7 protein-coding genes and 1 tRNA gene are annotated in these 11338 nt (G+C 69.4%); 5 read left to right on the top strand and 3 right to left on the bottom strand.

What is annotated here, in order from left to right:
- The first annotated feature begins 16 nt into the window (after positions 1-16).
- From M8I34_RS07540 to M8I34_RS07520, 5 genes are all read left to right on the top strand, one after another.
- Entirely contained in the window at positions 17-1120 is a 1104-nt protein-coding gene (locus M8I34_RS07540; protein WP_250048494.1) for a 2-aminoethylphosphonate ABC transporter substrate-binding protein, read from the top strand.
- 182 nt (positions 1121-1302) lie between these two features.
- Positions 1303-2082: an HAD-IIA family hydrolase gene (locus tag M8I34_RS07535; protein ID WP_250048493.1), complete on the top strand. Its 780-nt coding sequence runs from the start codon at positions 1303-1305 to the stop codon at positions 2080-2082.
- A 374-nt stretch (positions 2083-2456) separates the two neighbouring features.
- A complete protein-coding gene (locus tag M8I34_RS07530; RefSeq protein ID WP_250048492.1) occupies positions 2457-2954 on the top strand; it encodes a hypothetical protein in 498 nt (165 codons plus the stop codon).
- 385 nt (positions 2955-3339) lie between these two features.
- Positions 3340-4044, top strand: coding sequence for a sortase domain-bontaining protein (locus M8I34_RS07525; protein ID WP_250048491.1), 705 nt, complete (start codon positions 3340-3342; stop codon positions 4042-4044).
- Between the two features lie 111 nt (positions 4045-4155).
- The gene (locus M8I34_RS07520; RefSeq protein ID WP_250048490.1) at positions 4156-5229 is read left to right on the top strand and encodes a glycoside hydrolase family 6 protein; all 1074 of its coding nucleotides are present in this window, start codon (positions 4156-4158) and stop codon (positions 5227-5229) included.
- Positions 5230-5501: 272 nt separating this feature from the next.
- On the opposite strand, the gene M8I34_RS07515 is transcribed toward M8I34_RS07520, so the two are convergent.
- From M8I34_RS07515 to M8I34_RS07505, 3 genes are all read right to left on the bottom strand, one after another.
- Positions 5502-7454 (bottom strand): kelch motif-containing protein, encoded by a 1953-nt coding sequence (locus M8I34_RS07515; protein WP_250048489.1) that lies wholly within the window; start codon positions 7452-7454, stop codon positions 5502-5504.
- Positions 7451-9706: a glycosyltransferase family 2 protein gene (locus M8I34_RS07510; protein WP_250048488.1), complete on the bottom strand. Its 2256-nt coding sequence runs from the start codon at positions 9704-9706 to the stop codon at positions 7451-7453. The genes M8I34_RS07515 and M8I34_RS07510 overlap by 4 nt, the downstream gene beginning before the upstream one ends.
- A 1288-nt stretch (positions 9707-10994) precedes the next feature.
- Positions 10995-11068: transfer RNA gene (locus tag M8I34_RS07505), tRNA-Lys, on the bottom strand.
- Positions 11069-11338: the final 270 nt, after the last annotated feature.

The following is an 11338-nucleotide window of genomic DNA, read 5'->3' as shown; positions in this document are numbered from 1 at the left end:
GAGGAGCCATCACGCCATGTCCAGCCCCAGCCTCCGCTCCCGCCGTAGCCCCAGCCCCCGCCCCTTCCGCAAGCCGCTCGCCGCCTGCTGCGGCGCCCTCGTCCTCGGCGCCCCGCTCACCGCCTGCGGCGGCGCCTCCACCGCCGACCCCGACGCCAAGGAGATCACCGTCTACAGCGCCGACGGCCTCAAGAGCGAGAAGGGCGACGGCTTCTACGACACCGTCTTCAAGGACTTCGAGAAGAAGACCGGCATCAAGGTCCACTACGTCGAGTCCGGCTCCGGCGCGGCCGTCCAGCGCCTCGCCCGCGAACGGGCCAACACCAAGGCGGACGTGGTCGTCACCCTCCCGCCGTTCATCCAGCAGGCCGACGGCAAGGGCCTCCTGGACACCTACCGCCCCAAGGGTTCCGACCAGGTGGCCGCCGCGGACAAGGACCCGTCCGGCAAGTGGACCTCGATCGTCAACAACTACTTCTGCTTCATCCACCACACGAAGGAGCTGAAGCAGGCCCCCGCCACCTGGCAGGACCTGCTGGACCCCAAGTTCAAGAACAAGCTCCAGTACTCCACCCCCGGCGTCGCCGGCGACGGCACCGCCGTCCTCATCAAGGCCCTGCACGACTTCGGCGGCAAGGGTCCGGCCCTGTCCTTCCTCAAGAAGCTCCAGGCCAACAACGTCGGCCCGTCCTCCTCCACCGGCCAGCTCGCCCCCAAGACCGACAAGGGCGAACTCCTGGTCGCCAACGGCGATGTCCAGATGAACTACGCCAACATGAAGTCGATGCCGCACCAGGGCATCTTCTTCCCCGCCGCCGAGCCCGGCGGCAGGCCCACCACCTTCGCCCTCCCGTACGCGGCCGGCCTGGTCAAGAACGCCCCGCACAGCGTCCACGCCAAGAAGTTCCTGGACTACCTGCTCTCCGCCCCCGTCCAGCGCCAGGTCTCCGCGGTGGGCGGCGGCTTCACCTCCCGCAAGGACCTCAAGCCCACCGACGCCAACGCCACCGCACTCGCCAAGATCATGAACGGCGTCGAGATCTTCCACCCCGACTGGAACGACATCGACAAGAACCTGGACTCCTACGTCGACGCATGGCGGACGGCTACGGGGAGCTGAGCCGGACGGCCCGGCGGTCGCGGAAGATCACCGGTGATCGCCGGGGTCAGGGGTGTGGCCTGCTGACCTAGGGTGGGGGTGTCGGCCGTACGTACGGCAAGTGGACCATGTCCGCATGGGTCACGACGCGTGCGGGAGACGGGCCGACGCCCCTCGTCAACGCGTACGGCAGGAGTCCGGCAGTGGCAGAGCGCAAGCCGATCGAGTCATGGCTCACCGACATGGACGGCGTCCTGATGCACGAGGGCGTTCCGGTCCCCGGGGCGGACGCCTTCATCAAGCGGCTGCGCGAGTCGGGCAAGCCCTTTCTCGTGCTGACCAACAACTCCATCTACACCCCGCGCGACCTGCACGCCCGCCTGAACCGCATCGGGCTGGAGGTGCCGTGGGAGTCGATCTGGACGTCCGCACTGGCCACCGCCCAGTTCCTGGACGACCAGCGGCCCGGCGGCACCGCGTACGTCATCGGGGAGGCGGGCCTGACCACCGCCCTGCACGACATCGGCTACGTCCTGACCGACCACTCCCCGGACTACGTCGTCCTCGGCGAGACCCGCACCTACAGCTTCGAGGCGCTGACGAAGGCGATCCGGCTGATCAACGACGGGGCGCGGTTCATCGCCACCAACCCCGACGAGACCGGTCCCTCCCCGCAGGGCGCGCTGCCCGCGACCGGCTCGGTGGCCGCGCTGATCACCAAGGCGACGGGCATCGAGCCGTACTTCGTCGGCAAGCCCAACCCGCTGATGATGCGGCACGGGCTGAATGTCATCGGCGCCCACTCCGAGACCTCCGCCATGATCGGCGACCGGATGGACACCGATGTACTGGCCGGCCTGGAGGCGGGCATGGAGACCTTCCTCGTACTGACCGGGCTGACCCGCCCCGACGAGGTCGAGCGCCACCCGTTCCGGCCCTCCCGCGTGGTGGACTCGATCGCGGACCTCATCGACCTGGTGTGAGCGGGGCTTGGGGCGGATGACCTGGGCGGGTCATGCGGCGGGGCCGTATGGCCCGGGCAGGCCATGTGGCAGGGCCGTATGACCTGGGCGGTCGGCCTCGGCGTCGGCGTCGGCGTTGGCGTCGGGCGTCGGGCGGGGTGGGCCGGCCGGTGGCGCCCCGGCGCGTCAGAGGCGCCACCAGCCTCCCCGGGCGTTGTCATCACTGCCCCCGCGCCCCGGATCACTCGGTGCCCGACTCCTCCCGGTTCATCCGGTGTCCGGTCGCTCCCGGGTCACCGACGCCCTGAACCCCCACCCGAACGGCGCAGCCTCGGGCCGCACCGGATGCGGCCGGGCTCGTGCGGGCGGACCTTCGGAATTATCGGAGGTTCACCATGCGCTCACGGCAACTTGCTCTCTGTGCCACGGTCGCGGCTTGCGCGGTGATGACGACGCCCGCCTACGGCGGAGAGGCGCGCGCCACCGGGACCGGAACGGTCTCCGTCACCCCCGCGTCGGCCGCCCCCGGCGGCGCGGTCACCCCACGGGCCGCCGGCCGCAGTGACGGGCGGGCCGCTCTGCGATCGACGGTCTTCGCCGACGCGGTACCGCTCGTCCGGCCCGCGACGGGGCTGTCCGGCGGCGTCCGGATACGTTCCGATGCCGCGCCGGCTTCCCGCCCCGACCAGGCCGCCCCTGTCGCTGCCCCTGTCGCCCCGGCCGCCCACCCCGCTTCGGCCGCCGAGGCATCCCCGCGTCGCGAGCTGAGCAGCACCTCGGCCGTCGGCCTGGTGCTGGCCGGCGGCGCCATCCTGGTCATCGCGGGGCAGCTGCTCCGGCTCCGGCTCCGACTGCGCCGCGAGCGGCGGGGCGACGAAGCCGATGAGCACTGAGGACCAGGGGCGGGCCGAGGCCGCGGTCGGGGTGCCTGCCCTGTCCGGTGTGGGCAGCAGGAGCGGTGTACGGAGCAGGGACGGTGTACGCGGCGCGGGCGGCGTATATGGCACGGCCGCTGTGCGCGGCGCGGACGGCGTACGTGACATGGCCGCTGTGCCCTTCACGAGCGTCGTATCGGGTGTATCGGATGCACCAGGCACGTCAGACGCGTCACACGCATCAGCCGTATCTGGACCACCTGGCGCGCCACATACATGCGGCACCCACGGCTACCGCAGCCCCCTCACCCCCCTCGCCCGCCCCCACACCAGGATCAGCTCCGGCCCCACCCACACCCGCACCCGCACCCACGCCCCCACCCCCGCAAGGCTCCTCGCCGGTGTGGCGTGGGCCGTGCTGTTGCTGGGGCTGTGGCTGTGGGGCCGCGAACTGGCGGAGGGGGTGGCCGCGCAGCTCGCCACGACCGGTGATGTCGCCGCCGCCGGGCGCCCGTTGGGCCGGCAGACACCCCCGCATGCGCACGCCCCGGTGCCCACCGCCGTGACCGCAAGGCCCGTGGGGATCACCATCGGCGCACTCGGTGTACGGGAGGCCGGCATCACCGAACGGGGCCTCGACGAGCACGGCATCCTCACCCCGCCGCCGGACAACTCCCCGGCCCCCGTGGGCTGGTACGCGGCAGGGCCGCAACCGGGCGAGGCGGGTACGGCCCTGCTCGTGGGCCGGGCCGGCACCGGGCGCGACCCGCGCGTCCAGAGGGCCGTCGTCCACCGTCTGGCCGGTATCAAGCCGGGGGAGCGGCTGGACATCCAGCGCTCCGACGGCAGTACCGCACGCTTCACCGTCGAGGACGTCCAGCTCTACGACCGGGACCGCTTCGACGCGCGGAAGGCCTACGCCGCCCGCGACCGGGGCCGCTCCGAACTCCGGCTGATCGTCGACGACGGCAGCCGCACCCGGGCCACGGACCGGTCTCGTGGCGGCGCCTCGAACGTGGTCGTGGTGTCGGCGTACTTGACGTCCCTTCAGCCCGTCGGCACGAGGGACGGACGAACCACCACGACCGCCATTCGTCAAGCGCCTTAGCAGCCTGTGGACAGCCCCCTCCACAGGCCGACCCCGGCGGGCGGCCGTGTGCCACGATGGATCTCGTCGGCGGCCTCCGCCGGCCGTGTTCGATGCTCCGAGGGGGAGTGGATGTACGGCAATCTGCGACGGACGGCCGGGATCGGTCCGCCGGGCGGGCCCCGTGAGGGCCGGCGGCGCACCGGGCATGCCAGGTCCGCATCGGCGGGGGCGGCGGTGGGGGCACTGGCCCTGCTGCTCGTCGGCTGCTCCTCATCCGGCGGCGACGACAGCGTCCCGTCCAAACCGGGCCAACGGCCCAAGTCCGTGGCGCCGTTCTGGGTCAACCCGGACAGCAAGGCGGCCCGCCAGGTGTCCTCGTACGGCGACGACGGCAAGGCCTCGGACGCCCGCCTGGCCAACAAGATCGCGGCGCAGCCGGTCGCGGAATGGATAGGTGTCGACGACCCGCAGGGGGAGGCGCGCGGCTTCACCCAGGCGGCCGCCAAGGCCGACCGCGAGGCGCTGCTCGTGCTCTACAACATTCCGCACCGCGACTGCGGCAAGTACTCCCAGGGCGGCGCCGCCGACGGCAACGCCTACCGGGCCTGGCTGGACGGGGTGCTCAAGGGCATCGGCGACCGCGCCACCACCGTCGTCCTGGAGCCCGACGCACTGCCGCACATCGCGGACAAGTGCACCCCGCAGCAGTTCCACGAGGAGCGTTACGCCCTGCTGACGGAGGCGGTCGGCAAGCTGAAGGCGCTGCCGCACACCAAGGTCTATCTGGACGCCGGCAATCCGCACTGGATCAAGGACGCGGGCCAGATGGTCGAACCGCTCAAGCGGGCCGGCATCGACCGCGCCGACGGCTTCGCCCTCAACATCTCCAACTACCAGACCACCGCGGAGAACAAGAAGTACGGCAAGCGGCTGTCCGCCATGGTCGGCGGCAAGCCGTTCGTCATCGACACCAGCCGCAACGGCAACGGACCGGCCCCGGGCGGCGACGACCCGGAGAACTGGTGCAACCCGCGTGGCCGCGCCCTGGGCACCCCACCGACCACCAAGACTGACGACCCTTCGATAGCCGCCTACCTGTGGATCAAGCGCCCGGGAGAGTCGGACGGCACCTGCAAGGGCGGCCCCAAGGCGGGCACCTGGTGGCCCGAGTACGCCCTGGGGCTGGCACGTAGCGCGAAGTAGCGTCGTGCCGTGACGGCGACCGCAGCCGGTCGCCGTCACGGCGGGCGAACATGCCGAGCGCGAGCCTATGGCGCCCCGCCCCGGCGGACGAATGTCCCGAGCGCGAGCCCGTGGCTCCCCGGCTCGAACATTCCGAGCGCGAGCCCGTGGCACCCCGGCTGTTGAACATCCCGAGCGCCAGCATCCGGCGCCCCGGCTGTCCGGCGGATCAGGGTCGAGCAGGAGCGGACAGGAGCCGGCAAGAGCGGACGGGCCGCTCTCGGGAGACGCCCCTAGCTGCGCTGCGCCGCCACCTTCACCCACACCGCCTTCGACGGCGTGCCCTGCCCGTCGACCGCGTTCACCATGTACCACCCGGGCGGCACCAACGACGGGTCCTTGGGCAGCGTGACCGTCACACCGTCCCCGCCCTTCGTCACCGTGAAGTCCAGTGCGATCGAGCGCTGTTCCACGTTGGTGACATGGGTGAACGAGCCGGGCCGCATCAGCCGCATCTTCTTGATGGCGGCGGCGCGCGGGGAGCCGAAGGTCGTGCTGCTGCCGAGGGAGAGCGTCTTCGGCCCCTTGTCCGTGAGCTCGGGCCGGGACTTCCGGTAGAGATACGGCGGGGTGTAGAGGTCGATCTGCTGCTGGAAGACGCCCGGCTTGGTGTTGTCCTTGTCCGCGTAGAGGGAGTCGGAGCCGAAGGTCATCACCCGGCCATCGGGCAGCAGCAGCGCACCGGAGTGGTAGTTACGGCCCACCAGCGGGTCGGCCACCTGGTGGGCGGAGTTGGTCGCCGGGTCGTACAGCTCCGCCTTGAGGACGTTGGAGTCGCTGCGGCCGCGGTAGTCGCCGGAGCCGTTCGTGGTCAGCACGGTGTCGTCCGGCATGATCACGCTGCTCGGGTAGCGGGCCTTGGCGTACAGCGGCGGCCCGTCCTTGAAGCGCGGCGACGGGGCGTGCAGATCCACGATCCGGGTCTTGTCCGTGGCCTTCGGGTCCTCGCCGACCCCGCCTCCGCCCAGCACCATGTACCGCTGTTCCTGGGCCGGCGGCAGCAGCACCGACATCGACGTCTCCAGGATCTTCGGGTCGCTCATCCCGGGCACGACCTGGAACTTGTTGGACTTCAGGTCCCAGATGCCGGGCGTGCGGCCGATGTTGTCCGGGCCGTAGCCGGCGTTGGAGCCGGTGTAGAAGATCCGGCCCTGGTCGGTGAGGAAGAGCGCGGGGTAGGTCGGGAAGAAGCGCCGCTTGGGCAGATAGCGCCACTTCTTCGTCTTCGGGTCGTAGATCTCCTGCTTGCCTGGGACGACCTGCCCGATCTCGTCCAGCCCGGAGACGGAGAGGACCTTGCCGTCCTGAAGCGTGGTGAGCGTCGGATACCAGCGGGCCTCGTTCATCGGGTCGACGGGTATGTAGCGCTCGGCCACCGGGTCGAACTCGAAGGAGTCCTTGATCCCCTGGAAGTCCTTCTTGTCGAAGGACAGCTTCTGCGCGATGCCGTAGAGGTTACGGGCCTCCGCGCCGGTGAGGCCGTGGATGCGGTAGTTGTCCTGGGCGCCCGTGGAGTGGCTGGGCCCGTCCTTGAGGGCCTCGACGTAGACCCGGGCCTCGCTGTGCACCACGGTGACCTTGCCGGTCGCCGGGTCGGTCTTCTTCTTCGCCCGCGGCACCACGACCGGGTCCTTGGAGGCGAAGGTCTTGCCGTTCTTCTTGCCGGTGAAGAGCGTGCCGGCCGGGAACGTCTTCGGGCCGTCCGGATTCTCGTTGTAGAGGATCATGAGGCCGCCGGCCTTCTTCACATCGCCGTTCAGCTTCTCGTAGCGCTGGGTGCCGCCGGCCACCAGCAGCTTGCCGTCCGGGAGCTGGGTGTGCCCGGAGCAGAAGAGGTCCTTCGGCGTGGGGATGTTCTTGAAGGTGTTCTTCTCCGGATCCCACAGGACCGTACGGAACGACTTGGCCTTGAAGTTCGCCGCGTTGTTGCCGGAGCCCGCGACCAGCAGCACCTTCCCGGTGTGCAGCAGGGCCGCGTGGATGGTGTTGATGCGGTACTTGTCCGGTACGTCGACGACGTCCCAGTGGCCGTTCGCCGCCTTGTACTCGGGCTTGTTGATCTTGTACTGGTGGTACTGCTCCGACGCGAAGCCGTAGAGGGCCGGCCCGTTCATCGCTGCCAGCGCGAGCACCACCGCCGCCGCTATCGCCACTCGGCGGGTGCGACGGCTCGGACGGTACTTCATGTGTGACGTCCCCCAAGGGCGATCTGCAAGGTCTGTTCGGCGGTGAAGGCCGGGTCGGAGGCCGGGTCGGAGGCCTGGTCAGCGGCCGGAGCCGGGGCAGCGGTCCGCTGCCCCATGGTCTGGTCAGCGGCCGGAGCCGGGGCAGTGGCCCGCTGTTCCACGGTCTGGTCGGTGGCCGGAGCGGGGACGGCGGCCCGCTGATCCACCGTCTGGTCGGCGGCTGGAGCGGGCGCGTGTGCGGGCAGAGGGCGGGTATCCGGAGCGATGGCTTCCGCAACCATCGTGTCCGCGGAGCCCCCATCGTCGGCCCTGCCCCAGGTCACCGTGTCACCGGCAGCCCCCGCGGCACCGACAGCGGCAGTAGCGGAAGCGGTAGCGGCCACAGCGGTATCAGCTGCCTGCCCCTGCCCCTGCCCCTGCCCCTGCCCCTGCTTCTCCCCCTGCGTCTGCTTCTCTCCCCGCCCCCGCTTCTCCTTCCGTACGCTCAGCCGCCAGGCGAAGATCGGCGCTGCGGTGATCAGCATCGCGAGTACGGCCCAGGTGACCATCGCCGGATGGCTGTGCCCCAGCACGAACGAGGCGACCAGCGAGCCCCCGAAGACGAGCAGGAAGAACAGATGCACCCGGAACGTCCCGAAGAGCGTGTCCGGGCTGGACGAGTCGCCCTTCGGCGTGACCACGAACTTGCTCTTGCGGCGCAGTACGGTGTCGAACAGCGACCGGGCGTAGATCGGCGCGGACAGCGCGGACATCACCATGCCGGCGACCCCGCCGGAGCCCTCCGGCTCGTGCGGCGAGACATTGTGCCGCCGGTTCCAGATGTACAGGCCGATCTGGAGCGCCGAGGCATTGCCGTAGAGCATCATCCACACGGCCGGATCGATCTGCACACCCGAGGCCCCCAGACCCAGGAACAGCGCACAACTGAGCGCCGCCAGAATCCAGTTCAGCGCCGACATCGGGTAGAAGATCACCATCATGGTGTAGTTGAAGAGCCGGCCCGCGGGCAGCGTGAACGGCGCCTTCCAGAACTGCTTGAGGATCGTCTCGTACGTCCCGCGCGACCAGCGCAGCTGCTGGGTGAAGAAGTCGGTCCAGGCCGTGGGCCCCTCGCCGACCGCGAGCACATCCGGGGTGTAGACCGAGCGCCACTTCTTCCCGGTCCGCGGATTGCTGTGCCGGTGCATCTCGAAGCCGGTCGCCATGTCCTCGGTGATCGAGTCGTACAGCCCGCCGATCTGCTTGAGGGCGCTGATGCGCACGGCGTTGGACGTGCCGACGAACATCGGCGCGCCATAGCGGTTGCCGGCCCGCTGGACCAGCGCATGGAAGAGGAACTGCTGTGACTCGGCGGCCTTGGTGACGAAGGTGTCGTAGTTGCCGTACACCTGCGGGCCGATGACGAAGCCGACGTCCGGGTCGCGGAAGAAGCCGAGCATCCGCTCCAGGTAGTTGGGCAGCGGGACGTGGTCGGTGTCGACGGAGGCGAAGTAGTCGTACGCGTCACCGTGTGCCTGGAGCCAGGCGTTGTAGTTGCCGTGCTTGGTCTTGGCGCGGTGCGGGCCTTTGGCCTGGTTCCACTCCGGGACGCCCTTGCGGCTGAAGTGATGGACGCCCAGGCGCCGGCAGACTTCCTTGACGTCGGGGTCGTCGCCCTCGTCCAGCAGCCAGACGTGCAGCAGACCGCGGTGGCGGATCTTGACCGCCGCCTCCAGCGTCTTCGTCACCATGGCGAGGGGTTCCTTGCCGGGCACGAAAGAGGTGAGGAAGGCGACGCGGGTACCGCTCTCGGGAATGACCGGGATGGGGTCGCGGGCGACGAGGGTGGCGTGCGCGTTGGAGAGCACATTCATGCACCGGAAGAGCTCGATCAGCCCGATCGAGACCAGCATGACGACGTCCAGCACCGGAAGGAAGTCGTAGGCGGGGTAGTCGCGTTCGGTCCAGTGGCTCGGCTGCATCAGCCAGACCAGCAGCCCGAAGGAGACCAGTGGCGCGGCGCCGAGCAGCAGGGCCGCCCGTATTCGGTGTGGTTCGTCCGCGAGCAGCGAGCGGTAGCGGACCGTGTAGGGCTTGTCCGGGTCGGGCCGGGTGAGTGGTCCGGCCAGCCGGCTGTAGTGCTCGTAGTCGTAGCGCGGCAGCGGTTTGCGCTGGTTCCGCCGCTGCCAGTGCTGGCGTGGCACGCGCAGGCGCGCCGTGGCCGACGGGTCGTACGGACGCTGCGGCCGGGAGCCGTCAGGCGGCGACGTCATGAGTCCATCCCCCCGCACGCAACTCGGGCTGCGTGCCGTTTGCTGATGGCCCGGGTCCACGGTCCCCCGCGGCCGACCCGGGCGCTGTGATGTCGACCGCCTGCACCGTCAGATGGCGGCGACCATCCTCCGGTTGCGTATGCAACGCTGCCGCGATCCTGCCAAGCGGCGATTTCCCCGTGGTCACATCACGCCAACTGGCGGACCTGACTGTTACCACTCGGCTATGCGGTCCCTCATTTCACCGAGTTGCCAGGTCAGGGTCCCTAACCGCCGTGGTGATGGCAAGAGTTGCCAAGGGAATTGTGCACAAGACTACGTAAGACGGTGCGGCGTGTGGCGCAGAGCACATCACTTTGATACGGACCTGGTGTCAAATTTCCCGCTGTCGGCGGATATCGGAGTAATGGCCGGGACCGCCCTGCTCTGCGGGGAAGCGGGGAGAACACGGTGCGTAAAGGAGTCGTCCCCCACGGGTAATCTTCCCCGTCGATCGGCCATCAACCGGCAAAGAAAAAACGCAGTACCGAGAAAATCTCCGGTGGCATGGCGAACGGCGTGACGGACGGCGAGGATGCGGCATTGACGTGAACGACCGGCCTGGTCAAGGGACTTGAGGTTCGACGTGTGCGGCATACGAACTGTATCCGAACGCATTCACCGGGAAGCGGGTGCGGGACAGGTCCGCGACGGGCGCCAGCCGTTTGCCGACTTGGGTGAAGTTACCTGCGCGTATGTCAATTTGGCCGAAGCTGGAGCCCCGACCTGGGCGTCATCTCGTTCCCTCCAGCGGCGGCCGGTGGGGGAACGTCAGGAGTATCCCTCCGGGGCGTGGGCCGTGGCACCGGGATTTCGGTGCCGGCTGTCGTGTCTGCCATCACGGCGTCGGTGCCGGCGCCGACCCCCGTATTGGCCGTCGGGGTGGCGGCCGCCGGTCGTGGGCACGTCCGGGGTGGCCCGGAAAGTCGCGAGACGGCGGAACGGAGAGCCCGCGGAGAAAGAGTAGGGAGCCTCCGGTGAACGAATCTGTAGGTGATCCGGGAATTACTGTTTGTGATCGCACAGATCTCGATTGCTGCCGTTCGGGGCATCGCTGTCCGGGGCGTGGCGTCCGGGGGGCGGCGCCCGGGGGATCGCTGCCCGGGAGGTCGCCGTGCGGGGCATCGCCGTCCGGGGTGTCGCGGAGATCGAGTTCCGGGGCATTTTCACGGGGGTGGCGGAACCGGTCATCCGTTCGGCCGACCACATGACTGAGGCCCCCCGCATGGCGAGGGGCCTCAGTCTGACGTGCGCCGCCAGGGACTCGAACCCCGGACCCGCTGATTAAGAGTCAGCTGCTCTAACCAACTGAGCTAGCGGCGCGCGCTGACCTGAAGAACTTTACACGAACTGGAGATGTGCTCTGTACCCGCGACCGGGTAGATCACGCACTCGGGCCATGTGATCCCGGCCACTCGCGACGGAGCCCGGCCCGCCCGCGTTACCTCACGAGAATCCTGCCCCGTATGGGGCAAAGGTCCCTTGATCTTGGGACTTTCGACCGGCAGTTCGCCCCGATTGCTCTGTGAAGATCGAGTTCATCGGTTCCATGGCGGTAGATCATCAGTTGCTCCGTCAACATGCGATATCTCC

The organism is Streptomyces sp. MCA2, assembly GCF_023544705.1.
In the GTDB taxonomy this organism is placed as follows: domain Bacteria; phylum Actinomycetota; class Actinomycetes; order Streptomycetales; family Streptomycetaceae; genus Streptomyces; species Streptomyces decoyicus.
This window is presented reverse-complemented; position numbering and strand designations above follow the sequence as displayed.